Origin of the sequence: uncultured Gilvimarinus sp., assembly GCF_963972205.1 — a bacterium.
In the GTDB taxonomy this organism is placed as follows: Bacteria; Pseudomonadota; Gammaproteobacteria; order Pseudomonadales; family Cellvibrionaceae; genus Gilvimarinus; species Gilvimarinus japonicus.
This window is the reverse complement of record NZ_CAXAUC010000001.1, coordinates 507312-533142: the sequence shown is the minus strand read 5'-3', so window position 1 is coordinate 533142 and position 25831 is coordinate 507312. Positions and strand designations below refer to the sequence as shown.

Sequence of the window (25831 nt, the reverse complement as noted above, 5' to 3'; positions counted from 1 at the left end):
TTGTCGCTAATACTTACTCGTCAGATGCGATGTCGATCACTTTGCGACCACGGTAAAAACCGTCGGCGCTGACGTGATGACGAAGGTGTTTTTCACCACTGGTTGGATCAACAGACAAGGTCGGCCCAGTCAACGCATCGTGTGAACGACGCATACCGCGCTTGGAACGAGTCTTCTTACTTTTCTGTACGGCCATGATATAACTCCTATATAACAAAAAACTGAAGCTGGGGCGCCTCAAAGAAAACTATAAACAACAAGCCTTCTATTTTTTCGGCGTTCCTTTAAGTTGCTCCAGAACTTGAAACGGGTTTTGTTTCGGTTGCTCTTGAGCCCCTGTCTCGGGCGCTTTGCTAACAAAGTGCTCGGAGGGTACACATGCGTGATCGTGATAAGCGACCGGAGGTAGACTTAACAGCAGCTCTTCTTCGACAACATCGTAGAACTCTGCCGGGCCTTCCTCGGCGATCCAAGGATCGCGATCACGCGGTAAGGTTTTTGCCTGCTCTTCATCCCAGACAATGCCGAGATTAACCGCACACACCAAGGGCACACGAACCGTATCCAAGCAGCGCTGACAGGTTAACCCCACCTCGCCCTCGATACTGCCCTGCACCACTCGCTTGCGCTCTTCATCTATCTTAAACGACAGAACAACCGCAAACCTTGCATTCTCATCTGCCACCGCTGAGGTCAATCTAGGCAGCTGTTTTAAATCAACAAAACCCGAGATCTCAATGCCCTGCTGAGCATATTTTCGCGGATCGCCCTGACGTGGCAGCGGCTGACTAAAGGGTGGCTGAGACATAAGCGCGCAATGATAGGGATCGAAACCGCATCTGTCAAAGAAAAATAACCCTCCAACCCCACTATTTTCAGGCTTGCGGGCAAAACCGGCTGACATTTTACGAGTAGCGCTCAATTTGCGGTACCATGCGCAACCGTAACCACAAGACTTGCCGCCTTCCTTTGTATAAATGCGTAGGCGTGCAGCCGCCCAACAAAACAAAACGGCGACACTCTACTCTTTATAGACAGGCAATATAGGATTACAGACAAATGCAGCCAATCGTCCTTGCCTCCAGCTCTCCATATCGGCAGGCGCTGCTCCGCCGGCTAGGTCTCGATTTTGTCGCCGCCGCGCCCAACATCGATGAAACACCACTCGCCAATGAGGCGCCTGAGGCACTCGCCAGGCGACTGGCCAGCGGCAAAGCTCGCGCCCTTAACGACAGACACAGCAACGCGCTTATTATTGGCTCAGATCAAGTCGCCTGGGCCGACGGAGAGCGGCTCGGCAAACCCGGCACCTTTGCCAACGCATTAGCGCAGCTGCAGCGCTCACGCGGCAAAACCGTCACCTTTTATACCGGGCTTTGCCTTTACGACAGCGCCACTGGTAATGAGCAACTGGCGGTCGAACTTTACCAGGCCAGCTTCCGCGACCTGACAGACACCCAGCTTCGCAACTACCTAATCCGCGAGCAGCCCTACGACTGCGCAGGCAGCTTTAAGTGTGAAGGACTGGGGATTACCTTATTTGAATCACTGGCAGGAGACGACCCCAACACACTTATCGGGCTGCCGCTGATTCGCCTCACCAGCATGCTCCGCAAAGCGGGCATCGACCCACTGGCAAACGCGACCTGAACGCCACCCTCTTACAAGCTGCCGGCACCTAACGCTGCCACGCTAAAATCTCAGAAAAGCAATCCATACAAAGCGCCGGCTCATAAGGGTGCAAACGCTCGGCGGTGTGGGCCCCATAACTCACGGCTATACGCGGCATTTCGGCGCGACGCGCCATCTCCATGTCGTACTCAGTGTCACCCACCATAACAGCCTGACTCGCCTGCGTGCCAAATTGCAGCAACAGCTCGTGCAGCATCTGCGGATCGGGCTTAGATGCCGTTTCATCGGCGCAGCGGCTGGCATGAAAATACCCATCAAGCTTTAACCGGGTGAGCACCCGATCCAAGCCTCGCCGACTTTTACCGGTAGCCACCGCCAACTGATGCCCCTCTTGTCGCAATGCCTCTAAGGAGTCCATCACACGCGGATAAAACTGCGCAGGCTCCGCCTGATCAATTGCCAAAAAATGTTCACTGTAAAGCGCTCGCAAGCGCTCGGCAGTTGCCGCATCAATCTCGGGGTACAGCACCCGCAACGCTTCGGGCAACCCCAAACCGATAATATTACGCACATCGTCGCGCTCGGGGCGCTGCCAACCCAAATCCTCTGCGGCACGCTGCATCGCCGTAACGATAGTGCCGGTCGAGTCACTTAACGTGCCGTCCCAATCAAATATATACAGCAACCTTTATTACTCCCCACCTTTACCCAACACACTCTTACAACACGTTAAACATTACGTTTTAACCTTCGAGCTTTTGCGCCTCAAGCAATTGCAACACGCCGGCAAGGTCAGCCGACAAAGGCGCCTCCACGCGAGTAACATCCGAGGCGCCCGGCAGCACAAACATCAGGGCGCTGGCGTGCAAAAAATGCCGCTTAAGCCCGAGCTTTTGCGCCTCACGGTTAGCACTATCATCTCCGTACTTTTCATCCCCCAGCAACGGGCACTGCTTAAACTGAGCGTGCACCCGAATCTGGTGAGTGCGGCCGGTTACCGGGCGCGCCTCAAGTAGCGTGTAATCACGGTAGCGCTGTACCACCGAAAACTCGGTAATACTGGGTTTACCCTCGGGGTGAATCTTGACGATACGCTCCAGGCCGCCACTTTGCTCTAGCTTTAATAAAGGAGCACTAACGCGGGACACCCGCTTGGGCCAGCCCCCCAAAGCCAAAGCCTGATAAATTTTAGTAATGCCGCCACGACCGGCTGTTTTATCGCGCAGCGCTTGCTGTAAATGCCGCAGGTAGCTGCGTTTTTTGGCGATCATGATGCAGCCAGAGGTGTCTCGGTCGAGCCGGTGAACCAACTCAAGGTAGCGCGCATCTGGCCGCATTTGGCGCAGCGCCTCAATCAACCCCAAGTCGACCCCACTGCCGCCATGTACTGCTAGGCCCGGCGGCTTATTAACCACCAACAAGCCGTCGTCCTCATAAATTATCGCCGCCTCCAGGGCTCGCCCCAACCCTTGACTGAGCTGCTTTGGGGGCGCCTTTTTGGCCACTTTAAGCGGCGGCAAACGCACCACATCCCCCGCGTGCAAACGGTAATCGGCCTTTACACGGCCTTTATTGACACGCACCTCGCCCTTGCGCAACAACTTATACACGTGAGTGCGCGGCACCCCTTTAAGGCGCGCGACCAGATAGTTATCGATGCGCTGACCCGACTGGTCAGCGTCGACCTCCAAATACTGGACTTGAGAAAAACGCTCGTCGAGATCGAACGCTATTGTAGGCTGGTTATTCATGGGCGGCATAATAACAGCAAACCGCGGGCCACCGGTACTGTGGCCCGCAATTTGATTTGCCGGGTATTGCTTTAGCTGTTATATTCGAGCCTGCTGGGACAGGCAGGTTTCCGGACATAGCGTTTTAGGCGTGTCGCGAGGGAATACCGCTGCCAGCTAAGGCTCTGTTTTAAAACACAAAATGTGTACAGAACCGGCAAAATGATGAAGGGTGTGACGCGCGCCCTGATCGGGAACATAAGACCCCGATCCCGCGCGAGCACCGGAACCATTGCGCAGCAAGCGCAATGCGACTGATCCGCTGAATGTGTTTTGTAACTTGAATACCAAGCTCTTGCTGGCAGAAGTTAAACCATGAGACCGGCCCTAACGAGCAACTGCTCGCGGCCCAAAAGATAGACTCATAGAGCGACTCTTAGTGTTGATGGTAAAAACGGCAATATCTGCCCTAACTGCGACAACTAGCTGCGATACGCAGACTGCGCTAAACAGCCTAAATTAGGCGTTACCGGGTAAACCCGGGCAAAAACTGGTAAATACGGGTTAACGATTAATATTGACATTTCGACCCCACGACAGCCACCAGGCTCGGGGCGACGACGAAGTTCAATAAGCATCAGACAACCGCTGACGCGAGCAGAATGTAGCGCGCAGTCTATAGGGTTGTGCAAGACACAGGAGCGTTGACAGTCGCGTGGGCACGCTGCGCCCAACGAAAAGACTAGGAAACGCATGAAAAGAATGCTTATTAATGCAACCCAACCTGAAGAGTTGCGTGTTGCGCTGGTTGATGGCCAATGGCTGTACGACCTTGACATCGAAAACCGTAATCGCGAGCAAAAAAAGGCCAACATCTACAAAGGCCGCATCACCCGAGTGGAACCCAGCCTTGAGGCTGCGTTTGTCGACTACGGCGCCGAGCGCCACGGCTTTTTGCCCCTCAAAGAAATATCCCGCGAATATTTCAGCAAATCCCCCAACGACAGTGAAGGCCGCGTCAAAATTAAAGACGTGGTTAAAGAAGGCACTGAAGTTATTGTTCAAGTCGATAAAGAAGAGCGCGGCAACAAAGGCGCGGCTTTAACGACCTTTATTAGCCTGGCCGGCCGTTACTTGGTACTGATGCCAAACAATCCTCGCGCCGGCGGTATTTCCCGTCGCATCGAAGGTGAAGATCGCGCCGAGCTGCGCGACGCACTCAGCCAAGTTACCATCCCCAACGGCATGGGCATCATTATTCGCACCGCCGGTGTTGGCCGCAGCGCCGAAGAACTGCAATGGGATTTAAACTACCTATTGCAATTGTGGGAGTCGATCGATAAAGGCGCCCAAGATGCCAAAGCTCCGGCGTTTTTGTTTCAAGAAAGCAACGTTATTATTCGCGCGATTCGCGATTACTTGCGTCAAGATGTCGGCGAAGTCATTGTCGACAACAAAGAATCTTTTGAGCTTGCCTCAGGCTTTATCGGCCAGGTGATGCCCAACTTTGGCAGTCGCGTAAAACTGTACGAAGACGATATTCCTCTGTTTAATCGCTACCAAATCGAAAGCCAAATCGAAACCGCATTCCAGCGCGAAGTGAAGTTGCCGTCGGGCGGCTCAATCGTCATTGATGTGACAGAGGCCTTGGTCTCCATCGACATCAACTCTTCGCGCGCCACCAAAGGCGGTGACATCGAAGAAACCGCCACCCAAACCAACCTTGAAGCGGCCGATGAAATCGCCCGCCAGCTGCGCTTGCGCGACATGGGCGGTCTGGTGGTGATTGACTTTATCGATATGCAATCGAGCCGCAACCAACGCGAAGTCGAAAACCGCATTCGCGATGCGCTGGCAATGGATCGCGCTCGAGTACAAATTGGCCGCATCTCACGTTTTGGCTTGCTAGAAATGTCGCGCCAGCGTTTGCGCCCATCCCTTGGCGAAGTGCATTCAAAAGTGTGTCCACGTTGTAACGGCCAAGGCACCATTCGCGGTACTCGGTCTTTGGCACTGTCTATTTTGCGCCTGGTGGAAGACGAAGCACAAAAAGAGCGCAGCGCCGAGATTCGCGCCATTGCCCCCACCTCGGTCGCGACTTACCTGCTCAACGAAAAACGTAAAACGATTTTCAACATTGAGCAGCGCAACAGCACTCGCGTGGTTGTGGTACCCAACGCTGAGATGACGACGCCGCACTTTGAAGTTCAACGCTTGCGCGATGACGACGAAGGCACACTGGAAACCAGCTACAAGATTGTTGCCACCGAAGAGCACGTCGAGCCCGAAACTATCACCGATGAAGCGCCGGTTAAATTGCCACAACCACTGGTTAAGCCTACGGCCCCGCTGCAGCAAGCGCCAACGCCCGAAGTAAAACCCGAGCCAGGCCTCATCAAGCGTTTGATCAGCTGGCTACAAGAGGTGTTTGACTCGGAAGACGAAAACGATAAGAGCAACACCAAAGGCAAGGGCCAGCAACGCAAAGGCGGCGATCAGCGCAACGACCGCAACCGCTCATCGCAAAACCGCAACCGTCGTGGCGGCAAACGTCGCAACGGCACACGCGACGACGAGCGCGACAACCAAGGCAAGAAGTCGCAAAAAGATACCGGCAATAAGCGCAAAAACAACGAGCCGAAAGACGACAGCTCCGAGCCGCGCGGCAACAAAGATAGCAACAACGCAAACGACAGCAACAACAGCAATGAGCGCGGCGAGTCTCGCAACGGTCGCGGCCGACGCGGACGCAACAGAAATCGCAACCGCAACCGCAGTAACGACGACAGCCCTCGCGCACAGCAGCAAGAAGAATCGACGTCTGAGCAAAGCGTTAAAAGCAACACTGAAAACACGCCCGCAAAAGACGGAAATTCCGACGAGCAACGTCCGCCCAAGCGCCCTGCAGGCCGTCGCCGTGGCAACCAACGTCGCCGTCGCCGCGATACTGACGGTGAGCAGAACACGCAAACCAGCGAGCAGAGCGACGAGTCGCAGGCAAGTGCCAAAAACGGCGCCGAGGCTAGTGTTACCCGCGAGCCGGCCGAAAAACCTCAAGCCGCCGCCGAAAAGCGCGCCGAGAGCCGTGAAAATAGCGACAAACCGCAAACGGCGGAGCAGCGTCCCGCTCGTCAAACAAAGCCTCAGCCAGAGCCTGACGCTCAAGAGCCGCGCAATCAGGAGCCCAAGCGGGCGCCTAGCCAAGTCACCGCTCAAACCGAGCCTACAACGCCGGCCGAGCCATCTGACAAAGCAGCGACGGAGCCTAAGCAGACTCAAGCCAACGCAGAGATGGCAAATAAGCGTGAGGACAAACCGGCCTCCTCCCCGACGGAAGAAGCTGCTACCCCGACCGCTCAGGATGACGTGACTCAGCAGACAACGGCCGAAGCCAAGGCGGTGCCAGAGGCGGTCGCCGAACCACAAGCGGCCCCGACGGCTCAAGCTACCGCAAAAGCCGAAAGTCCAGAAGCGGGCGCCAAAGCTACTAACAGCACGGATGAACCCAAGGCTGAACCGGCAGTCACCGAGACAGTCGCGGAGCAGTCGGCTAATCAGACCAAAGCGGACGAGCCTCTAGCCGAAACGGACACTAAAGAACCCGCCATCGCGCAGGCGCCTACCACCCAAACCGAGGTGAAGGTTCCGGCAGAAAGGTCGGCCGCGCCGTCAAACGTAGCTATTAGCCGCAAAAACGGTGAACGCCCGACGGCACGTGAGTTTAGCCGGGCAGGCAATGACCCACGGTTGTCGCCCAAGCCGGTTTCGGCGGTGCGTATTTTGACCGAGACACGCACCCGACCACTGCCGCGCGCGCTGGACACCAGCCAACCCTCTCGGGTCGGCCACAATCCGCGCAAACTTGAACGTCCGAGCAACGACCCGCGCGTCGCGAATAGCGCCACAAGCGAGTCCTAAGCCCGCATTATCCGAACCGGCTGCTCGCCGGTTCGGATAAATTTTCCCCAGTTTGTCCAGCAATCAGCCAAGTGACCGAAAAACCTAAACTTTTTCCCCTCAAGCACTTGCCCTCAATAAAAACCCATGTATAATTCGCCCCACTTCGGAAGGGTGGCAGAGTGGTTGAATGCACCGGTCTTGAAAACCGGCGTAGGTTAATAGCCTACCCAGGGTTCAAATCCCTGCCCTTCCGCCATATCGAGCTGCATGCAGCTGTAAAAAAAGCGCCTTAACCCGGCGCTTTTTTTATGTCTAAAGTTTACCTACAAAACATCAAAGCTTCTCTTTAAAAAATCGATACAGCCCCCATAATACGATGAGGATCAGGGCGTTTATCTGGGTGCCCAGTTATTACCCGCGCAACGCCCTATTAAGCTTGCATTGGGCAACTAAGCTTGTATCATTAAGTACCATCATTTTTGCTTGGAGAGATTAAATGCAACATGTACGCACTGCAGCCAATACGCGAATGGGCTCAACCGCACAGGTAGATGCCACAGACGTAAGCCGTGTTCTGCGCAATACTTATTTGCTGCTGAGCATTACCTTGATTTTCTCGGCGATTACCGCGGGCGCTGCCATGGCTGTTAATTTAAGCTACGGCGCTGGCTTGATCATGACTCTCGTCGCCATGGGGCTTATTTGGTTTGTGTTGCCCCGCACCGCCAACTCTTCGGCAGGCATTGGCGTTGTCTTCGCTTTTACCGGTTTGATCGGTGCTGGCCTCGGCCCCATCATCAATCACTATCTGGCTTCGGCCAACGGTGCCAGCATTGTGCTTCAAGCGCTTGGCGGCACAGCTTTTACCTTTTTAGGTTTGTCGGCTTACGCCCTGGTAACCCGCAAAGACTTTAGCTTTATGCATGGCTTTATTGCCATGGGCATGATGGTGATGATCGGTTGTATGCTACTGCTGGTTGGCGCTTCCATGTTTGGCTACCCAATGCCGGTACTTAGCCTGGCTTTCTCTGCCGGTATTGTACTGCTGATGTCAGCGGTTATTTTGTTTCAAACCAGTGCCATTATTCACGGTGGCGAGCGCAACTACTTAATGGCGACAACGTCTCTGTACCTGGCCATTATTAATATCTTTACCAGCCTACTTCACCTGCTGGGCGCCGCAGACGATTAAGACTTAAACCAAAGCAAAGTCCCGCAAGGGACTTTGCTTTTCTACGATGAAATTTACCCTTGTTATTTTAGGTGCACCTTACGGTGACAGTGCGAGCCAAAGCGCACTAGCCTTTGCCCAAGCAGCCCTTGCCGACGGCCACAGCATTTATCGACTTTTTTTTTACGCCGATGGTGTTTATAACGCCACACGGTTGGCCGCCCCGCCACAAGATGAACACGACTTACCCGCCTGCTGGACTCAGCTTATTAAGCAACACCAATTGGATGCCGTGGTGTGCATTGCGGCGGCGTTAAGGCGCGGTGTGCTAGACCCAACAGAGGCAAAACGCTATCAAAAAAGCAACGACAACCTCGCCCCCGAATTTGAACTAAGCGGTTTGGGCCAGCTTATCGAGGCCAGCGCGGTGTCGGATCGCGTTTTGACCTTCGGCCCCTAGAGCAGCGTATGAAGTCTATATTGTGTATCAGCCGCCACTCCCCCTACGGCAATGCGCTCGCCCGCGAAGCTTTAGAAGCGGTGTTAGCGGCGGCAGCCTTTGAGCAAAATATTGCACTGCTGTTAATGGATGATGGCGTCTGGCAATTAAAAGACCAGCAGCAACCGCTGGCCGGCATTCAAAAAAGTGTGGCGCGAAACTTAAGCGCACTAGAAATGTTTGGCATCGAGACTGTTTATGCGCATCAGCCATCCGCGCACCAGCGCGGCCTTAGTGCGCAGGCTATTTGCATTGATACCGTGCAGTGGTTGACTGACGACCAAGTCCGCCAGCTAATATCACAACACGACCACCTACTAAGTTTCTGATGGGCACTTTACACACGGTTAATAAATCACCTTTTACTGACCAGGCACTTAAATCGTGTCTTAGCCTTTGCGCGTCTGGAGACAGTCTGCTGTTGATTGAAGATGGCACCTACGGCGCCCTAACAGCGGCCCCTACCGCCAAACTGTTAGACGATGCCACTAAGCGCGGTATAAAGGTATACGCGCTTGCAAGCGATTTAGCGGCGCGAGGGTTAGACGCGCAACTGGCCGCCGGTATTGTCTTAACAGATTATCAGGGGTTTGTTAGGTTAAGCTGCGAGCACGAAACGATTCAAAGCTGGTACTAACATGACAACGTCAGGCAACCAAAACTCACTACCGGCACTTGACCAAGACGGATACTTACGCAATCGGAGCGACTGGAGCCCGAGCGTTGCACAGCAACTAGCGGCAGCCGAACAAATCACCCTAACCGATAATCACTGGGAGATTATAGCGTTAGCGCAAGCGTTTTATCGTGAGTTCGAGCTATCGCCTGCGAGTCGTGCACTGGTGCGTTACACGCAACAAGAACTCGGAAAAGAGAAAGGTCGCAGTATCTATTTAATGGGGTTGTTTGCCCCCCACCCGGCACTGCTGGTTAGCAAAATAGCCGGGCTACCGCGCCCGGCCAACTGCTTTTAAGTAATGCATATTTAGCACAACACGGCACAACACAATCCAAGCCGCTCAAGACTAAACGCACAAGCCTTTAAAAATTTATTGATCATCCGTCGCCGCGTGACCGGACTTGGCGTATTTGCGAGTAAGAGTTACCACCACGCCAGATAATAAAAACAGCGCGATCAAATTTGGTATTGCCATTAACGCATTTAAGATATCGGCAACAATCCACACCAACGATAAGTTAGCCATTGCGCCAACCCCGATCGCCAATACCCACAACACACGAAACGGGGTAATAGCTTTTGTGCCCCACAAATATTGGGCGCAGCGTTCGCCATAGTAGCTCCAGCCCAGCATAGTGGTAAACGCAAACAAGGCAATCGCCAACGTAATAAACAGCTCGCCAAACGGTAGAGCGCTGGCAAACGCAGACTGCGACATCAAAGCGCCTTTCGCCCCCCCTTGCCAGGCACCGCTGGCCACAATCGCAATCCCGGTAATAGAGCAAACTACCAAAGTATCGATAAATGTGCCTAGCATCGCAATCATACCTTGACGCACAGGGTTACCCGTTGCCGCCGCGGCATGGGCAATTGGGGCGCTACCAAGGCCCGCCTCGTTGGAGAATACCCCGCGAGCAACGCCAAACTGAATCGCCATAGCCACGCCGGCACCGGCAAAGCCGCCGGCCGCGGCCTGTCCATTAAACGCACTCTCAACTATCAGCACTAACGCTGCCGGCACCGCATCGGCGTGCACCGCAATCACCAACAAACCACAGACAATATAAGCGACGCCCATAAAGGGGACCAAGCGCCCCGCCACTTGCGCGATACGCTTTACGCCGCCGAGCAATACGGCACCCACCAAAACCATAAGCAACACGCCCGTTAGCAGCTTAGGAATGGCTAAATCACCGTGTAGCGCATCTGCCACAGAGTGCGCCTGCACGGTATTGCCAATGCCAAATCCCGCCGCACAGCCAAATATGGCAAATGCCGTGCCCAGCCAGGCCCAGCGCGCGCCCAAGCCGTTTTTAATATAATACATCGGGCCGCCCACACTCAGCCCGGCGCTGTCTTTCTCGCGGTAGTGAACCGCACACACAGCCTCGGCGTACTTGGTTGCCATGCCCACCAACGCACTGCACCACATCCAAAATAAAGCGCCGGGACCACCGAGCCCAATGGCCGTAGCAACGCCAACGATGTTGCCGGTGCCTATCGTGGCTGCCAGCGCCGTCATAAGTGCGTTAAAGGGGCTGACATCACCCTTCCCTTGAGGTTTTCGCCCCTGCCACAACAAGGCAAACCCGGTGCCCAAGCGGCGCAACGGAAACCCCTTAAGGCGCAGCATCAAAAACACACCCGTGCCCACCAACAAAAGCAACATCAAGGGCCCCCAGACCACGCTGCTGACGCTGTTTAAGATGCCGAGTATTTCATCCATGGTTATTACCTATATCGAAGGTTGAGCGATTAATGACTTCTGCCTACAGGCCGGCCGAGCAAACGGCTATTCACGGCGCTGGTTCAGCGCGACAATGACGTGCGCTCGGGGTAGATGCCAAAAATACCGCCCGTATGCACAAACACAACATCGCGAGCGCTAAATTTGTCTAGGCGCAGCTGCTCCAGCATTCCATAAAATGCCTTGGCGGTATAGACCGGGTCCAACACCACCCCCGTATGACGGGCTAAGGTGGCAATAGTGTCGAACACTTCGGGGTAACCTTGGGCGTAGCCGGGGCCAATATAATCATCGACCACCATAAAGTTTTTCGGCTCAATTAAACCAAAACTTGGGTAGCGATCGCGACACGCGCTCAGATCCTCGTGCACCCGGCGGTAAAAGTAGTCAGCATCATCACACACGGCTACTCCGAGCACTTGCGCCTCGGGGCAATAAAGCGATAAGCCCGCCGCCAAACCGGCTAGGGTTCCGCCAGAGCCTGCCGCGCACACCACAAGCGGTGCGCGAATAGCCTCAGCGTTAAACTGGACCGCCAGCTCCTGTGCGCAAGCGATATAACCCCACACGCCAACACCATCGCTGGCGCCTGTAGGAATAATATAGGGCTTGCGGCCGGCGTTGCGCAAACGCTCGGCGTGCTCATGTAATAATTCAGGTAAGTGGTGATGGTAGCGACGCACGGGGTAACAGCTAACATCGGCGCCCGCTAACTGGCTCAAAAGCAAATTACCATCGGCAATAGCGGGCTGCTCGCCACGCAACACCAATTGACAACCAAGCCCAAGCTGCGCGGCGAGCAACGCTGTCGCCCGGCAGTGGTTAGACTGTAAGCCACCACAAGTAATAAGCGTATCCGCGCCTTGCGCCAGCGCATCGGCAAGTACAAACTCGAGCTTGCGAACCTTATTGCCACTTAACAAGCAGCCGGTAAGATCATCGCGTTTGCACCATAAACGGCGCTCGCTAACAGCGGGATAAGAGAGACATTGCAACGGGGTAGGAAGTTGGGCCAGTGAGATCCGATCGGGGTACGCTAAGCCATCTGGCATGGTGTTCTCCGTTCTTTAAGATACAACTGGCCCTACACTATCAGAGCTGCAGCAAAGGCGCAGGCTCCTTTAGATAGACTTAATGGTACCTTTAGGCAGCACCGCGTGAACCGCTGACTTTTGAAACTTCAGTTCAATATTCGCGCCGGTTTCCAGCACAATATAGTTCTCGTCGACTTTAAGCACTTTACCCAGCATACCGCTGGTTAACAGGACTTCATCGCCTTTCTTTAAGCTCGAAACCAGGTCTTTGTGCTCTTTTTGACGCTTGCGCTGCGGACGGATAATCAGCAGATACATAAACAGAAACAGGCCGCCAAACATCAGCAAGTTAACGTACATAGGTGCGCCTTGCGGAGCTGCCTGACCTTGTGCCCAAGCGGACTGTACAAAAAATCCCATAGGGAAAACCTCATTAGCTTAAAAGAGGCGTAACTCTACCGTGTTTGGCAGATTTTGCCAACGTCGAGAGAGGATAAATACAGGGCTAGGCTGCCCTTGGGCAGCCTTGGCAGAGCGGGATTAAGCGTAATCGCGAAACAATTTGCGGAATACACTGGGGGACAAATTCGTCCAGCGCTTAAAAGCATTGGTAAAACTGGTTCGATCCGAGAAATCGAGGGACGACGACACCGAATCAACGCTCATATGATCGTCAATAAGGTATTTAATAGCATAGTGAAAGCGCAAACTATCACGCAGCTGAGCAAAACTCGCGCCCTGCTGCTGTAAGCGACGTTGTAATGTACGCTTGGACAGGTTTAGGTCATCGGCGATATGCTCAATTGCCATCGGTGCATGACCCACTCGTTTTTGCAGGGCTTCTAGCACTCGATCGGAAACCCCTTCAACCTCTGGCAACTTCGCCAACACGACATATTCATGGTACGAGCGGATTCCAGATCGGGCAAATCCATCCTCATCTGTCACTTGGGGATTAAGTCGCTGTAGTTGAATCATTAGGCTCTCCTTGTGCCGGGCCTTGGTTAGTGCCTACCTTTGGCGACGCTTGTTAATTGGCAGACATTAATATAAAGGGTGCCAGCACTGCTGGCAATGTGTTTCCCCGATACTTTAAGATTTCTATAGTGCCGAAACAGGCGCCAATAGATGGATCTGCTATAAGGGGCTACACGCTCAGGCGCTCGCGCCTGCCTACGAACCGAGATTATAGGCTATCTGGCGTATTATTATTAATCTCTTCGCGACTATCAGATGATTTTTTGCACCGAGTCACATATTGCCAGAGATTAGCCTCCCGATTGCCCCATTATTGCCCGTTTAGATAAGCCAGCACGTCCTGGTCGTGTGTTTTGGTTTTGACCTTATCAAAAATATGCGTTAACCGGCCCTCTTTATTGATAAAAAACGTGGTGCGCAATATGCCCATAAACTCGCGCCCCATAAACTTTTTCAACCCCCACGCACCGTACTTATCGGCAATGGCATGGTCCTCATCGGACAGCAGCGTAAAATTAAGTTGATGCTTATCGACAAATTTTGCCAGCTTCGCCACCGGGTCTGGGCTCACCGCCAGCACCACCGCATCCAACTCATCGAGCTCGGTTTGTGTGTCCCGCAAACCACAAGCCTGAACCGTGCAACCCGGCGTCATCGCCTTGGGGTAAAAATACAAAACCACGTTTTTCTTGCCGCGAAAGTCTTTTAAGCTAACTTTATCGCCATTTTGATTTTGCAAGGTAAACGCTGGGGCTAAATTGCCCAGTTTAGGGAAACTCATTGAAGACTCCTGATAATTTCATTTAAGCATTTTTACGTGTGCGGTTAGGTTATGCCAGCAGCCAACGACGAGAGCTACTCGCCTTGTTGATCGCTCGTACCGGACGAAAACAGCGCGGCTTTTTCGGCCGCCGTAACCAAGGGTGCACTTTTTGCTGCCGCCTCTCGGTACTCTGGCGTCGCGACTCGGTTGCGGCCAGCACTTTTTGCAACATAGAGCTGCCGATCAGCGTGCGCTACCAGCTCTGATAGCGGTATGGTACGCGCACTGGTAAAACTTGCGAGCCCCATACTCAGGGTGACAGTTACTTTTTCCCCCGAGGCCAGCTCAAGTGTTGCCTGCTCGACCGTCGTGCGGATACGCTCCGCCACGCCAGCGGCCTGAGCCATTGAGGTGCCGGGTAAAATTAGTGCAAACTCCTCTCCGCCATAGCGACAAGCGGTATCTAATTGGCGCAATTGCTGATCAATAATGCGAGCTACCTGTTGCAACATAGCATTACCGGCTTCATGGCCATGGGTATCATTAAACGATTTGAAATGATCCACATCACACAACACCAGCACCATCGGCAAGCCACTGCGTCGCACCCGCTCCATCTCTTGGTTTAGTACCAAGTCAAAGTGACGATAATTAAACAAGCCTGTCAGTGCATCGGTACGCGCCTCGCGTTTTAAGTTGCCCACTTGTTGGCGCAACTGCATTAGTTCATCAAGATGCTCGCAGCGTGGCTCATTAACCGGGCAGAGAGGAACAGACTGGTCAGTATCGGCCAAAATAACTCCTGCCTAAGGCTAATCGCGGTAGAGTTTGGTGAGGTCGCCATAAAAATCGATGCGACGATCGCGTAAAAATGGCCAGATACGACGCACGTTTTCTGAGCGCTGCATATCAATACTGGCCACCGCAGTGGTGGGTTCGACACCCAGCTCTAATAAAAACTCTCCTTGCGGCCCAGCAACAAAACTATTGCCCCAAAATTGGACGCCGGCTCCGCCTTCTGGGTCGGCTTCGTGACCTACCCGATTGACACTAACAACCGGAACACCATTTGCCACCGCATGCGCCCGCTGCACAGTTACCCAAGCATCGCGCTGCCGTATTTGCTCAGGCTTATCGTCCGTCGGATCCCAACCGATCGCTGTGGGGTAAATTAGCAGCTCGGCGCCAGCCATTGCCATTAAGCGTGCCGCCTCGGGAAACCATTGATCCCAACACACCAGCACGCCTAGGCGCCCTACTGAGGTATCAATAGGCGTAAACCCCAAGTCCCCCGGCGTGAAGTAAAACTTCTCGTAAAACCCCGGGTCATCCGGAATATGCATTTTGCGATAGACACCGGCGATGCTGCCATCGGTTTCCAGCACCACCGCTGTGTTGTGATACAAACCTGTAGCGCGTTTTTCAAATAAAGAAGCGACAATTACCACACCCAGCTCACGCGCTAACGCACCTAAAGCATCAGTGCTTGGACCGGGGATAGTTTCAGCCAAGTCAAACTCATCAACATCTTCGCGCTGACAAAAATACAAACCGCGGTGCAGTTCCTGCAGTACCACCAACTTGGCGCCTTGTGCGGCCGCGTCGCGAATCGCCGCCATGCTGGTTGCCAGGTTAGCCGCAAGATCATTACTACAGGCGTGTTGCGCCACACCGACCGTTAATACACTCACGCTAAAAAGCCCCTTCAGTTTGTGGTTTAGTGGATGGTTCGAGATTCGCCAGCTGCATGGTAATGCAATGTAAGCTGCCGTGTTGCTCAATTAAAACTCGGCAATCAATACCAATAACCTCGTAGCCCGGAAATGCTTCGCCAAATTTACGCAGCGCTAGCGCATCGGCCGGATCTTGGTAAATGGGCGCCAGAACCGCGCCATTTAAAATCAAAAAGTTCGCATAGGTTGCCGGCAAGCGTTCGCCATTAGCCGAATAGACCGCCTGCGGCCAAGGTAGCTCGATTAACTCGTACGGCCGATCGTTAGCATCACGAAACTCGTGCAGCTGCTGCTTCATTTTTGCCAAAGCGTCATAGTGCACATCTCGCTCGTCCGGACAGCCGACGTACAGAATGCGTTGCCCCGGACACAAACGCGCTAACGTATCTATGTGGCTGTCGGTATCATCGCCTTCTAAAAACCCGTGGTCGAGCCAATTGATTTTGCTCACACCAAAATAGCGCTGCAGTACTGTCTCGACCTCGTGCTGACTAATATCGCCATTGCGGTTGGCGTTCAGCAAACACGAGCGAGTGGTCATTAAGGTGCCTTCGCCATCGGTTTCGATGGCCCCACCTTCTAACACAAAATCAATACTCTCCAGCGGTACATTAAACGCACCACCCTTCGCTAACGCCTTGGATATAGCATTGTCTTGGGACGCGTCAAACTTGCCTCCCCAGCCGTTAAACTGAAAGTCCAACAGCTGCGACCGATCACCACATTTCACACTGAGTGGGCCGTGATCACGGGCCCAGGTATCGTCACTGGCAACCGCGTAAAGTTGTACTTTGTGACGAGGCACGCCGCGCTCGACAAGCCTCTGAATAATATCAGCGTGAATCGACCCTGGTGCGGCAATTAACACACTGCTAAAGCGGCAGATGTGCCAGGCAAGCTCGGTATAAAGCTGAGTCACTGCTTCCAGCAATGGCTCCCAGTCAGTAGCAGCATGTGGCCAGGTAAGCATGACGGCCGCTTGCGGCTCCCATTCTGCTATTAGACGATATTGCGCCATTGCATCCTCTGTCTCAAACATAGTTTTGCGTATTAATAATCAACCACAACGACCATATCAAACGTCGTATTAAGTGGCCCGTTACTGAACCGTTTCTTGCGCGGGCAATACATGTTTTTTAGGTTCAGCTTTTGAATCTGCCGATAGCGTTTTTGTTCCGTCACGGCCAGCGATTACCACCACCGCCAAGGTGCGTCGATTTAAACCTTCCACTTGTTCAGGGCTGACCACTTCGATATTAACGTAGTACTTGCCCGGTTGATCGGCGCGAAGCTCCAGACTCATCGGCAACACCTCAGCATTGCTGATAGTAAGCTGCTGCTCAAGCTCACCAGAAACCACAACCAAACCGACGTCTGGCGTAATGCGCACATCAAAACGCCCAGTGGACAGCGACGTTTTTAACGCCAAATCAACACGGGTTACTTCACTCACATTCACCTGCTGTCGCGCCGCCACCACTGTGACGGGCAAACTCGGCTTGGCGCTTACACGGTTCGCCGGTGCCACCGGTAATACGGTGGCGTTAGCAACTGAGCTAGAAGCAACGGCAGCAGTCTCGTGCGGTTTATCGCACCCCACCTGAAACAGTGCAAGGCACAAAGTCATCGTTAACCATTTATAATTTGTCATTCCAAATCCTATTGGGGTGTCAGTGAAACATCAAAGCACGCAGGCTGATAATCAGCCTGCTGTACGCCCGAGTGTGTATTATAATCGTAAACCGAAATCACGTAAGTCGAACCGCTTTGCAAGTTCAAGTCGACCACTTCCTGATCAACCATAGCGCTTGTTCCACGCCAGAGCTGCCCGCCGCGCTGAACCATAACATCTGGATCAGTAGCCTCAGCACGATCACCGTTATTTTTTACGTTTAATTGGTAGCGACCACTGGTAAAAGCCGTAGTCTTTAAAAACGCGTGTACACCCAACTTATTGTCGGTGCCATTTTCTTGCGTGCTGCAGACGGTGACAATACTGCCATCGGCCACCACGTCAATGTACAGGGGTAAAACGTCCTCGGTGTCACCATTGTTGGTTTCCCCTGCACCGTACTGATCGCGACTGTCAATACGCTGCTCATCCATTAAATCATCTAACCGCAAAAACACCGACGGATATCGCGTCTGCATAATATCGGCGAAACTAAAAATAGTCATAAATGCTGAATTGGCCACGTAAAGGCTATCGCTCAAAACGCCATATATTTGCGCAAAAGCCCCCGACTCCGCCAGGTGATAAAAAATACTCTGAATGGAGGATTCACTATACCAACCCGGGTTTGATACATTTTTTCGGTTGATATCAAAGCCACTCCCAAAACGCTGCCCCACCCCGGAGGTATCCCGGTACTCAGGGTCCGCCAATACATACCCGGCAATGGCGTTGGCAAAGCCCTCAGAATATGCAACACGCATATCGAGTTTATCCGTTCCCTGATGACTGCCGCCGATAGAGTCGGCCCGCCTACCTACCTGAAACTCCAAAAAGTGGCCCCACTCGTGTGCCACAACATGGGCGTCATACTCATCGGTGTCTGAGTCCTCTTGCCCCAAAATATAAACAGCCTCACCATTGTAAAAGCTGGTGCCAATATCACCCGCTGGCAAATCGCCACTGGCCCCGCTATTGTTAACAGACCAGCGGAAGACACTTGGCGGCAGGGCTAAATTTGCATCGACATCGACGAGTTTTTGTATCGACTGATACGCCGTATCCATAATCGCAAACGGTGCGGCGGCCCGCGGCTCGGTATAACCACTCCCGGTCCACCCTGACGCTGCGTGCAAGTCACGCCGGGAGTTTACTGCGCCACTGGTGCGTAACTGCCCTTCCAGCACATAAAGTGCATCTCCTGCGGTGTTGTCTTCAACGCGAACTTCCCATTGCGCAGCAGCATCGGCAAAACTTAACGCCTCAACCTGAACTTTAACCTCAGTATTCGTTGGCGCTTGCAGCGTGTACCTTCCGGATTCATCAGTCTGTGATGTCGCAATCACACTGCCAACTTGGTTAACTAAATTCACGCGCGCCAAGCGCACGGCTTTGGCAACGGCTGCGGCATAATCTAATCCCGCTGTTTTACTTACGGGCACATAATCATAACTAACAGTGCCGGTAATTTGCACTGAATCTGGCAGCAAGCTAAAAGACGACGAAGAGTTCGACAATACACTGGATGACGAGCTATCGCTGCTGACAGACACACTGCTGATCGATGAGGCGCTTGAACTGGACGCGCTGCTGGGGGGCTCAGCAACTGATGAGTGCGAACCGCTGGAAACCGAGCCATCATTTCCGCGTCCAGAGCCACCACAGGCCGCAAGTGTCAACACAAGCGCAACCACTACCCAGCGACCGACGCCCGACACCTGCGTATACACCTTTGTCGCCCCGAACTGCATCGCCGACACCTTTTTTATCGCCATACCATACAACCTTATGATTTTGTGACGGCCAGCACGCCGCCGGGTCTTTTCTTGCACACGCCTCCAAGACTCGCTCAAAGCATAACGAAAATCGCTTAGCCACGCGATATTTACCGACCCGCCGGTGCCCTTAACTTCGCTCCCAGCACTAAAGAGTGATAAAATCAGGCAGCGGCCACATTGGCCTCATAGCGCTTACCTTGCCGATGGAGCCGACGGTGTTTCGATTAATCCCTATTGTTTTATTGCTGGCCCTGCTGTTTTTTGGGGTTTCTTGGTTGCGCAAGTTACCGCCGGGCAAACAGCGCAAAATGGTTCTTCGGGTGCTGTTTACTCTGCTGGTCGGGACGCTGATATTTTTAGCCTTAACCGGCCGAATTCACTGGTTAGGCGCATTACTGGGCGCTTTAATTCCAGTGGCTAAGGGCCTGTTTAATCTTGCGGCGCCATTTTTACCGTTTTTGCACCGTCACCGCGCGGCGCAAACACCGCCCCCCAACACTGCCAGCGGCAATATTAGCCTAGATGAGGCGTTACTGACTCTGGGAGTAAAAGACGCGTATCAGACCGGCTCACTCACCGTCGAACAAGTTGAGGCAGCGCACAAACGGCTGATTCAAAAACTGCATCCGGATCGGGGCGGCAACGATTACTTAGCCTCCCGCATCAACTCAGCGAAAACCTGCGTTATCAAGGCGCTCGGCTAGCGCTACTCCTTTTTCTTAAGCAGCAAGTGAATATAGCGACCCAAGTCCCGGTAAGGTAGCTCGCGCGAGAGTTTTTGCTCTAGCCCCAAGACCGACTCTGCCTCCCGTTCACGTCGCTCCGGGTCTAAAATATAGTCGTAAAAAACCCGAATCCCGCTGTGGCACAGCACATCCAGATCGCGACTCGCGCAATAGCTTAGCAGCGCTTCGGGCGTAAGTGGATTGGTCGGCGTTAAGCTGCCACGGTAAGCGCGATAGTCCTCGCTTTTGACCTTTTTATAGTTTGCCCGCAGGAGGTTTTTGTAGACTAACGCGTGCTTATTATAAAAAATCAGCGATAAGTGCCCGCCTGGTCGAAGCTGTTGCAGCACGCTATCGAGTAACGCAAAAGGCTCTGTCACCCACTCAATTACAGCGTGGCAAATCACCAAGTCAAACTGCGGCGCGCAATCCGTTAAATGCTCAGAGACGCTTTGCGCCGGACAGTGCAGCAGTCGCACCCGATCCGTTGCCTGTAACTCAACAGCGCGGCGGCGCGCCAGTGCCAGCATATTGGCCGAGATATCGCACAACACTAAAGAGTGCCCCGCCGCCGCCAGCGGCAGCGAAAATTGCCCCTGACCACCACCGGCATCGAGAATATTTAAGGTTTTATCGGGCGTTAACGGCACGTAGGGGGCAATAGGCAACACATCGGTAAAATCCCGCGCTAGTACCGCCAGCCGTATTTGGCCTTTCAGGCCACCGTAAATATTGCGGGTAAAGCGCTCGGCCAAATCGTCAAAATTGCGATCGTGTGAAGTAGGCTGGACAGGCATTAGAAGACGGTACCGTTTGATGCCCGCGTCGGGCTATAATGGCGCGATTATACCCTAGATAACAGCCTTAAAACTGCCCAACAACCCATGTGGTACACCTACATTATTTTAAGTGACAACAACAAGCTGTACACCGGCATTACTACCGATATCGCCCGCCGCTGGCAGGAGCATACCAGCGGTGTGCGCGGCGCACGCTTTTTCCGAACCTGTAAACCTGTGAAGTTGTGCCGCCTGGAATCGTTTAACAACCGGGCGGATGCCAGCGCCCGCGAAGCGGCCATCAAAAAGCTCGCCAGAGCCGCCAAAGAGGCGCTTATTGCCAGCGGCTCGCCCGAGCCATTGCCCACGTTGCCACGCTCTTAATGGCGCGCGCACTTTGCCCGAACTGTAAACGGCCCAAGGCGCGCTGTTTTTGTCGCTATATCCGGCCAATTGCGAACCACACCCAGATAATACTGCTGCAACACCCAGATGAATCTGGCCACCCAAAAAATACTGGCGAGCTACTGCACCAGTGTTTAGCGTCAAGCGAGCTAATCGTTGCGGAATGTATTGATAACACAACCGATCTCAGTGACACCGCACTGCTTTACCCCGAGCAGCCAACCTCTAACCGCTTAACTACGCAACCGCCGGTATCGCCCAAGCAAAATCACCACATTAAGCGCCTGATCGTGATTGACGCGACGTGGCGCAAAAGCCGTAAAATGCTCCACTTAAACCCCTGGTTAGGCACACTGGCGCGTCTCCAGTTAGACACAATACCCGCCAGCCGCTACCGCATACGAACCGCCGCCGACCACGATCAGCTTTCCACATTCGAGGCAAGTTGTTACGCTTTGCAGCAACTGGAGGCCAGCCCGGCCCTGTGCGAGCAAGCGCTACGCGCCTTCGATGACTATATAAACCATCTTGTAAGCTTTGACCCCAACCGGCGTTAACGCTGGCAGGTCACCAACATTGAGTACTCTATGACCACACATCAACACCCCGAGTTTGAGCTCCTGCGTCGTAAACCGTTAGAGTCTTTAAACCTTACCGTGGAAGAATACCGCCACCGCCAGACTGGCGCGCAACACATTCATCTGGCCTCAAGCAACAACGAGAACGTGTTCTTAGTGGCACTGCGCACCGTACCCGACGATTCCAGCGGGGTGGCTCATATTTTAGAACACACCGCCCTGTGTGGCAGTGAGCGCTACCCGGTGCGCGACCCGTTTTTTATGATGACACGGCGCTCGCTGAACACCTTTATGAACGCCTTCACCAGCTCCGACTGGACCGCTTACCCTTTTGCCAGCCAAAACCGCAAAGACTTTAACAACCTGCTCGATGTGTACCTCGATGCGGTCTTTTTTGCCAGCCTCGACCCCTTGGATTTTGCTCAAGAGGGACACCGTTTAGAGTTTGCCGATGCAAACGATGTTGATTCACCACTAACCTACAAAGGCGTGGTGTTTAACGAGATGAAAGGCGCCATGAGCTCCGTGCCCGCCCAGCTGGGGCAAAAACTCGACAGCCTGTTGTTTCCGAGCAGCACCTATCATCACAACAGCGGCGGCGATCCGGCGCATATCCCCGACCTCACCTACGACGGGCTGCAAGCTTTTTATAAGCGTCACTATCATCCCAGTAACGCCGTTTTTATGACCTATGGCGATATTCCCGCCGCCGAGCACCAAGAAAAATTCCACCGGCAAGCGCTGGCAAAATTTGACGCTCTGGACAACACCATTGCCGTCAAACCCGAGAAACGTATGCACGCTCCAATCCGGGTTGAAGATGCCTACCCGCTCGAGGCCAGCGACGCGGAAGCGGAACCAAAAGACAACAAAACCCACGTCGTCATGGGTTGGCTACTAGGGCAAGTAACCGATTTAGAAACCGCGTTAGAAACCCACCTGTTGGTGAGCATCTTGCTCGACAACAGCGCCTCACCGTTGACCATGGCACTAGAACAAAGCGAGCTGGGGCAAGCGCCTTCGCCGCTGTGCGGCTTGGACGACAGTCAGTTTGAGATGAGCTTTGCCTGCGGTTTAGAAGGTTGCGCGGCCGATAGCACCCGAGATGTCGAACAACTTATTCTCAACACCTTAACCGAGGTGGCAAACAACGGTGTACCTAGAGAGCAGATAGAGTCGTCGCTGCACCAATTAGAACTAGCCCAGCGCGAAGTCGGCGGCGATGGCTTTCCCTACGGTTTGCAACTAATTATGACGGCCTTAACCGCCGCCACTCACCGGGGCGATACCGTCGCGCAATTGGATTTAGAGTCGGCGCTGGCGCGCGTGCGCAAAACGGTGCTTGAGCCCGATTTTATTCAGCGTCGGGTGCGCGAATGGCTGCTGGACAACACCCACAGGGTAACCCTTACCCTGCGCCCCGATGCCCATATGACCGTCCGCGCCAATGAGGCCGAGCGCGCTAAGCTATCGGCCATCAAAAGCCAATTGAGCAACGCCGAACGCGAGGCTATTATCACCCAGGCAAAAGCCTTAGAAGCGCGCCAAGAGCTGCAAGAGGACGACAGCATCCTGCCGCAAGTCACACTCGCGGACATCCCCGTCGATATGCACTATACCGCCGGCACCCACGAGAGCATCGCCGGGTACCACTTACGCTGTTACGGCGCCGGCACCAACGGCTTATTGTATCAACAAGTGGTGATTAAGCTTCCCGAGTTAAGCGAGCAGGAGCTGCAGTTGCTACCGGTTTACGCCTTGGCGTTAACCGAAGTCGGTTTTGGTACGTTGGACTATCTTGCGGTACAAAATTTACAGGCGCAGCGAGTAGGCTCACTAACCGCCAAGGCGGCCATTCGCAGCACCGGCAGCAACCCGCAAAACCTTGATGGCTATCTTATTGTGTCCGCCAAAGCGCTGGCCAAAAACGCCGAGCTGACCACTGAGCTTATCCACAGCACACTCAGCCAAGCGCGTTTTGACGAGCACGATCGATTGCGTGAACTGGTGGCCCAGGCGCGCGCCCGACGCGAGCAAGGTGTACCCGGTAGCGGCCATGTACTCGCCATGACCGCCGCCTCGGCCGGCATGGCACCGGGCGCCAAGCTCAACCATGACTTGGGCGGCTTGGGTGGTTTAACACAACTAATGGCGCTGGATGACTCGCTGGCCGACCCCGCCGCACTTGAATCGCTGAGCGCCGCGCTGGAGGCGATCCACACTCGTATTAAGCATGCACCGCGTCAGTTCTTGCTGGTCGGTGAGGATGAACAGCTGCCCCACTACCGTCAGCTGCTAGAAAAATACTGGCCCGCAGCCACTCAAGCGAGCTTTGCACCGCTCAACCTGCCGGCGGTGAGTCATCCAGTGCGCGAAGCTTGGCTGACCAACACCCAGGTTAATTTTTGTGCAAAAGCCTACCCTACGGTTGGCGCCGACCACCCAGACGCGGCGCCGTTAACCGTGTTAAGCGGAGTACTGCGCAATGCCTACCTGCATCGCGCTATTCGCGAACGGGGCGGCGCATACGGCGGCGGTGCAAGCCAGGACAACAGCAATGGTGTGTTTCGCTTTTTCTCCTATCGCGATCCGCGCTTAACCGAAACCTTAGACGACTTTGACAAAGCCCTGAATTGGCTGCAAGAACAGGACATTGACCCAAGCGAGGTGGAGCAATCAATCTTGGGCGTGATCAGCAGTATCGACAAACCCGCCTCGCCGGCTGGGGAGGCAAAACAGACCTTCCAGGCCGAACTCTTCGAGCGCACTCGCGAGCGTCGCGAACAGTTCCGTCAACGGGTACTGCAGGTCACCACTGCGGACATTAAGCGGGTCGCACAGGCGTATTTACAACCGGATAATGCCAGTACTGCGGTTATCTCTAATGCCGCCAATAAAGATTCGCTTATCGCGTTGGGCTTAACGATTAAAACCCTTTAACGAAGTACCAGTGCACTGGTCGTGGTTTTTACCGCCGAGCTGTTCTACTATTGAGCCATTAATGCGAGGTTTCACGATCGCTGTGACTTATCCCATAGCGAACGCCCTACGGCCCAGTGCGATACTCACGGGCCGTAGCGCAGCAAGCGCGTAACCCAACAGGCACACAACGAGACATTACGATAATAACCACAAGCAACGCTCGACCCGAGGTCTAAGGCCCAAAATCAGGATGAAGCAAACACCCATACAGGATTTGGAATCCAGCTCCGTTACCAACCCGGGGCGCAAGCGCAGCAATAATGAAGACTGCTATTTAAGTCTTCCTGCGCACGCTTTGTGGATGGTGGCAGACGGCATGGGGGGCCACGAAGCCGGTGAAGTGGCCAGCGATATCGTTCGCCAGACCCTTGAGCAAGCACCCACAATGCCGCTGCTCGACTCGATTCAGGCGGCGCATCAAGCGGTACTGAATGCCGTCAGTCGCGGTGTTGGTGCCGAGGGCATGGGTTCAACCGTGGTGGCGTTGCGCAGTACCAGTGAGCACTATCAAATCGCCTGGGTAGGCGATAGCCGGTCGTATCTGTACAGCCGCAACAGCGATGAGCTAGAGCTTCTTACCCGCGACCACTCCTACGTGCAAATGTTGTTAGAGTCCGGTGCCATTGCCGAGACCGAGGCGCAAACTCACCCCGATCGCAACATCATCACGCAATGCTTGGGCTCACAAGAGCTGGACGACGTCACCGTCGATCACGTCGAGCGCCACTGGCAAGAAGATCAGTGGGTATTGCTATGCAGTGATGGCTTAACGGATGAGCTGAGCGACAGTGACATTGCCCAGGTTTTACAGCGCTGTAAAACGCCCCGCGATGCCACCCGCGAGCTCGTACAAGCGGCGCTGCGCGCCGGCGGCCGAGACAATATTACGGTCCAAGTAATCGCCGCGCCACAACACTCACCAACACTTTTACAAAAACTATCCCACTGGGTGCCCGTATTTAGTCACAGCCGGCGCCTCGATACTGTTATCTATTTGGCTGCCATTGGTTTGTTGGTCGCCCTGCTCTACTGGACTTTGTACTGAT

The 25831-nt window shown here is 54.0% G+C and carries 27 protein-coding genes and 1 tRNA gene; 13 read left to right on the top strand and 15 right to left on the bottom strand.

Features of this window, described 5'->3' with window-relative positions:
- Nucleotides 1-13: 13 nt before the first annotated feature.
- Both rpmF and AACY82_RS02260 read right to left on the bottom strand, forming a co-directional pair.
- Nucleotides 14-196 (bottom strand): 50S ribosomal protein L32, encoded by a 183-nt coding sequence (gene rpmF, locus AACY82_RS02265; RefSeq protein ID WP_041523172.1) that lies wholly within the window; start codon nt 194-196, stop codon nt 14-16.
- Between the two features lie 69 nt (nt 197-265).
- Nucleotides 266-808, bottom strand: coding sequence for a YceD family protein (locus AACY82_RS02260; protein WP_339615133.1), 543 nt, complete (start codon nt 806-808; stop codon nt 266-268).
- Between the two features lie 251 nt (nt 809-1059).
- On the opposite strand from AACY82_RS02260, the gene AACY82_RS02255 reads away from it, so the two are divergent.
- Nucleotides 1060-1650, top strand: coding sequence for a Maf family nucleotide pyrophosphatase (locus AACY82_RS02255; RefSeq protein WP_339615132.1), 591 nt, complete (start codon nt 1060-1062; stop codon nt 1648-1650).
- Nucleotides 1651-1678: 28 nt separating this feature from the next.
- On the opposite strand, the gene AACY82_RS02250 is transcribed toward AACY82_RS02255, so the two are convergent.
- Both AACY82_RS02250 and rluC read right to left on the bottom strand, forming a co-directional pair.
- Nucleotides 1679-2317 (bottom strand): HAD-IA family hydrolase, encoded by a 639-nt coding sequence (locus tag AACY82_RS02250; RefSeq protein ID WP_339615131.1) that lies wholly within the window; start codon nt 2315-2317, stop codon nt 1679-1681.
- A gap of 58 nt (nt 2318-2375) precedes the next feature.
- Entirely contained in the window at nt 2376-3383 is a 1008-nt protein-coding gene (gene rluC, locus AACY82_RS02245) for a 23S rRNA pseudouridine(955/2504/2580) synthase RluC (RefSeq protein ID WP_339615130.1), read from the bottom strand.
- 732 nt (nt 3384-4115) lie between these two features.
- Between rluC and AACY82_RS02240 the strand changes: the two genes are divergently transcribed.
- The 7 genes from AACY82_RS02240 (at nt 4116) to AACY82_RS02210 (ending at nt 9906) form a co-directional block, all read left to right on the top strand.
- Nucleotides 4116-7280 (top strand): Rne/Rng family ribonuclease, encoded by a 3165-nt coding sequence (locus AACY82_RS02240; protein WP_339615129.1) that lies wholly within the window; start codon nt 4116-4118, stop codon nt 7278-7280.
- A 147-nt stretch (nt 7281-7427) separates the two neighbouring features.
- Nucleotides 7428-7518 (top strand) — tRNA-Ser (locus AACY82_RS02235).
- Nucleotides 7519-7791: 273 nt separating this feature from the next.
- On the top strand, nt 7792-8454 hold the full coding sequence (locus AACY82_RS02230; RefSeq protein ID WP_339615592.1) for a Bax inhibitor-1/YccA family protein: 663 nt from the start codon (nt 7792-7794) through the stop codon (nt 8452-8454).
- A gap of 46 nt (nt 8455-8500) precedes the next feature.
- Nucleotides 8501-8893, top strand: a complete 393-nt coding sequence (gene tusD / locus AACY82_RS02225) for a sulfurtransferase complex subunit TusD (protein ID WP_339615128.1) — start codon at nt 8501-8503, stop codon at nt 8891-8893.
- An 8-nt stretch (nt 8894-8901) separates the two neighbouring features.
- Nucleotides 8902-9261 carry a sulfurtransferase complex subunit TusC gene (tusC, locus tag AACY82_RS02220; RefSeq protein ID WP_339615127.1) on the top strand — a complete coding sequence of 120 codons (360 nt, stop codon included), beginning with the start codon at nt 8902-8904 and terminating at the stop codon, nt 9259-9261.
- Nucleotides 9261-9569: a sulfurtransferase complex subunit TusB gene (gene tusB, locus AACY82_RS02215; RefSeq protein ID WP_339615126.1), complete on the top strand. Its 309-nt coding sequence runs from the start codon at nt 9261-9263 to the stop codon at nt 9567-9569. Before tusC ends, tusB begins: the two co-directional genes overlap by 1 nt.
- A gap of 1 nt (nt 9570) precedes the next feature.
- Complete coding sequence (locus tag AACY82_RS02210; RefSeq protein WP_339615125.1) at nt 9571-9906, top strand: TusE/DsrC/DsvC family sulfur relay protein; 336 nt, start codon at nt 9571-9573, stop codon at nt 9904-9906.
- A gap of 75 nt (nt 9907-9981) precedes the next feature.
- Here the strand turns inward: AACY82_RS02210 and AACY82_RS02205 are convergent, their stop codons facing one another.
- From AACY82_RS02205 to AACY82_RS02160, 10 genes are all read right to left on the bottom strand, one after another.
- The gene (locus AACY82_RS02205; protein ID WP_339615124.1) at nt 9982-11337 is read right to left on the bottom strand and encodes a sodium:alanine symporter family protein; all 1356 of its coding nucleotides are present in this window, start codon (nt 11335-11337) and stop codon (nt 9982-9984) included.
- A gap of 83 nt (nt 11338-11420) precedes the next feature.
- Entirely contained in the window at nt 11421-12410 is a 990-nt protein-coding gene (locus AACY82_RS02200) for a D-cysteine desulfhydrase family protein (protein WP_339615123.1), read from the bottom strand.
- 69 nt (nt 12411-12479) lie between these two features.
- The gene (yajC, locus tag AACY82_RS02195; RefSeq protein ID WP_339615122.1) at nt 12480-12812 is read right to left on the bottom strand and encodes a preprotein translocase subunit YajC; all 333 of its coding nucleotides are present in this window, start codon (nt 12810-12812) and stop codon (nt 12480-12482) included.
- A 120-nt stretch (nt 12813-12932) separates the two neighbouring features.
- On the bottom strand, nt 12933-13370 hold the full coding sequence (locus AACY82_RS02190) for a helix-turn-helix domain-containing protein (RefSeq protein ID WP_041523159.1): 438 nt from the start codon (nt 13368-13370) through the stop codon (nt 12933-12935).
- 310 nt (nt 13371-13680) lie between these two features.
- A complete protein-coding gene (gene bcp, locus AACY82_RS02185) occupies nt 13681-14151 on the bottom strand; it encodes a thioredoxin-dependent thiol peroxidase (RefSeq protein ID WP_339615121.1) in 471 nt (156 codons plus the stop codon).
- Nucleotides 14152-14225: 74 nt separating this feature from the next.
- A complete protein-coding gene (locus AACY82_RS02180) occupies nt 14226-14927 on the bottom strand; it encodes a GGDEF domain-containing protein (RefSeq protein ID WP_339615120.1) in 702 nt (233 codons plus the stop codon).
- A gap of 18 nt (nt 14928-14945) precedes the next feature.
- Nucleotides 14946-15824: a carbon-nitrogen hydrolase gene (locus AACY82_RS02175; RefSeq protein ID WP_339615119.1), complete on the bottom strand. Its 879-nt coding sequence runs from the start codon at nt 15822-15824 to the stop codon at nt 14946-14948.
- Between the two features lies 1 nt (nt 15825).
- The gene (locus AACY82_RS02170; protein ID WP_339615118.1) at nt 15826-16905 is read right to left on the bottom strand and encodes an agmatine deiminase family protein; all 1080 of its coding nucleotides are present in this window, start codon (nt 16903-16905) and stop codon (nt 15826-15828) included.
- 60 nt (nt 16906-16965) lie between these two features.
- Nucleotides 16966-17517, bottom strand: a complete 552-nt coding sequence (locus AACY82_RS02165) for a hypothetical protein (protein WP_339615117.1) — start codon at nt 17515-17517, stop codon at nt 16966-16968.
- Between the two features lie 8 nt (nt 17518-17525).
- Nucleotides 17526-19313, bottom strand: a complete 1788-nt coding sequence (locus AACY82_RS02160) for a carboxypeptidase-like regulatory domain-containing protein (protein ID WP_339615116.1) — start codon at nt 19311-19313, stop codon at nt 17526-17528.
- A gap of 218 nt (nt 19314-19531) precedes the next feature.
- Here AACY82_RS02160 and AACY82_RS02155 point away from each other — a divergent pair, with 218 nt between their 5' ends.
- Complete coding sequence (locus AACY82_RS02155) at nt 19532-20020, top strand: molecular chaperone DnaJ (protein WP_339615115.1); 489 nt, start codon at nt 19532-19534, stop codon at nt 20018-20020.
- Nucleotides 20021-20022: 2 nt separating this feature from the next.
- Here AACY82_RS02155 and AACY82_RS02150 read toward each other — a convergent pair whose 3' ends face one another.
- Nucleotides 20023-20838 (bottom strand): methyltransferase, encoded by an 816-nt coding sequence (locus tag AACY82_RS02150; RefSeq protein ID WP_339615114.1) that lies wholly within the window; start codon nt 20836-20838, stop codon nt 20023-20025.
- An 87-nt stretch (nt 20839-20925) separates the two neighbouring features.
- Here AACY82_RS02150 and AACY82_RS02145 point away from each other — a divergent pair, with 87 nt between their 5' ends.
- The 4 genes from AACY82_RS02145 to AACY82_RS02130 all read left to right on the top strand — a co-directional run bounded on the left by AACY82_RS02145 (nt 20926) and on the right by AACY82_RS02130 (nt 25830).
- Nucleotides 20926-21204: a GIY-YIG nuclease family protein gene (locus tag AACY82_RS02145; protein ID WP_339615113.1), complete on the top strand. Its 279-nt coding sequence runs from the start codon at nt 20926-20928 to the stop codon at nt 21202-21204.
- Complete coding sequence (locus tag AACY82_RS02140; protein WP_339615112.1) at nt 21204-21782, top strand: tRNA-uridine aminocarboxypropyltransferase; 579 nt, start codon at nt 21204-21206, stop codon at nt 21780-21782. The genes AACY82_RS02145 and AACY82_RS02140 overlap by 1 nt, the downstream gene beginning before the upstream one ends.
- 30 nt (nt 21783-21812) lie before the next feature.
- Nucleotides 21813-24743 carry an insulinase family protein gene (locus tag AACY82_RS02135; protein ID WP_339615111.1) on the top strand — a complete coding sequence of 977 codons (2931 nt, stop codon included), beginning with the start codon at nt 21813-21815 and terminating at the stop codon, nt 24741-24743.
- Between the two features lie 232 nt (nt 24744-24975).
- A complete protein-coding gene (locus tag AACY82_RS02130) occupies nt 24976-25830 on the top strand; it encodes a protein phosphatase 2C domain-containing protein (protein WP_339615110.1) in 855 nt (284 codons plus the stop codon).
- Nucleotide 25831 lies beyond the last annotated feature (1 nt).

Excerpts from the sequence above, each read along its gene's own strand:
- AACY82_RS02255 (WP_339615132.1), top strand. The coding sequence starts at position 1,060 with ATGCAGCCAATCGTCCTTGCCTCCAGCTCTCCATATCGGCAGGCGCTG.
- yajC (WP_339615122.1), bottom strand. The coding sequence starts at position 12,812 with ATGGGATTTTTTGTACAGTCCGCTTGGGCACAAGGTCAGGCAGCTCCG.
- AACY82_RS02230 (WP_339615592.1), top strand. The coding sequence starts at position 7,792 with ATGGGCTCAACCGCACAGGTAGATGCCACAGACGTAAGCCGTGTTCTG.
- AACY82_RS02150 (WP_339615114.1), bottom strand. The coding sequence starts at position 20,838 with ATGCCTGTCCAGCCTACTTCACACGATCGCAATTTTGACGATTTGGCC.
- AACY82_RS02140 (WP_339615112.1), top strand. The coding sequence starts at position 21,204 with ATGGCGCGCGCACTTTGCCCGAACTGTAAACGGCCCAAGGCGCGCTGT.
- AACY82_RS02130 (WP_339615110.1), top strand. The coding sequence starts at position 24,976 with ATGAAGCAAACACCCATACAGGATTTGGAATCCAGCTCCGTTACCAAC.
- tusC (WP_339615127.1), top strand. The coding sequence starts at position 8,902 with ATGAAGTCTATATTGTGTATCAGCCGCCACTCCCCCTACGGCAATGCG.
- AACY82_RS02160 (WP_339615116.1), bottom strand. The coding sequence starts at position 19,313 with ATGGCGATAAAAAAGGTGTCGGCGATGCAGTTCGGGGCGACAAAGGTG.
- AACY82_RS02210 (WP_339615125.1), top strand. The coding sequence starts at position 9,571 with ATGACAACGTCAGGCAACCAAAACTCACTACCGGCACTTGACCAAGAC.
- AACY82_RS02135 (WP_339615111.1), top strand. The coding sequence starts at position 21,813 with ATGACCACACATCAACACCCCGAGTTTGAGCTCCTGCGTCGTAAACCG.
- rluC (WP_339615130.1), bottom strand. The coding sequence starts at position 3,383 with ATGAATAACCAGCCTACAATAGCGTTCGATCTCGACGAGCGTTTTTCT.
- AACY82_RS02170 (WP_339615118.1), bottom strand. The coding sequence starts at position 16,905 with ATGTTTGAGACAGAGGATGCAATGGCGCAATATCGTCTAATAGCAGAA.
- AACY82_RS02205 (WP_339615124.1), bottom strand. The coding sequence starts at position 11,337 with ATGGATGAAATACTCGGCATCTTAAACAGCGTCAGCAGCGTGGTCTGG.
- AACY82_RS02200 (WP_339615123.1), bottom strand. The coding sequence starts at position 12,410 with ATGCCAGATGGCTTAGCGTACCCCGATCGGATCTCACTGGCCCAACTT.
- bcp (WP_339615121.1), bottom strand. The coding sequence starts at position 14,151 with ATGAGTTTCCCTAAACTGGGCAATTTAGCCCCAGCGTTTACCTTGCAA.
- tusD (WP_339615128.1), top strand. The coding sequence starts at position 8,501 with ATGAAATTTACCCTTGTTATTTTAGGTGCACCTTACGGTGACAGTGCG.
- AACY82_RS02260 (WP_339615133.1), bottom strand. The coding sequence starts at position 808 with ATGTCTCAGCCACCCTTTAGTCAGCCGCTGCCACGTCAGGGCGATCCG.
- AACY82_RS02145 (WP_339615113.1), top strand. The coding sequence starts at position 20,926 with ATGTGGTACACCTACATTATTTTAAGTGACAACAACAAGCTGTACACC.
- tusB (WP_339615126.1), top strand. The coding sequence starts at position 9,261 with ATGGGCACTTTACACACGGTTAATAAATCACCTTTTACTGACCAGGCA.
- AACY82_RS02190 (WP_041523159.1), bottom strand. The coding sequence starts at position 13,370 with ATGATTCAACTACAGCGACTTAATCCCCAAGTGACAGATGAGGATGGA.
- AACY82_RS02240 (WP_339615129.1), top strand. The coding sequence starts at position 4,116 with ATGAAAAGAATGCTTATTAATGCAACCCAACCTGAAGAGTTGCGTGTT.
- rpmF (WP_041523172.1), bottom strand. The coding sequence starts at position 196 with ATGGCCGTACAGAAAAGTAAGAAGACTCGTTCCAAGCGCGGTATGCGT.
- AACY82_RS02165 (WP_339615117.1), bottom strand. The coding sequence starts at position 17,517 with ATGACAAATTATAAATGGTTAACGATGACTTTGTGCCTTGCACTGTTT.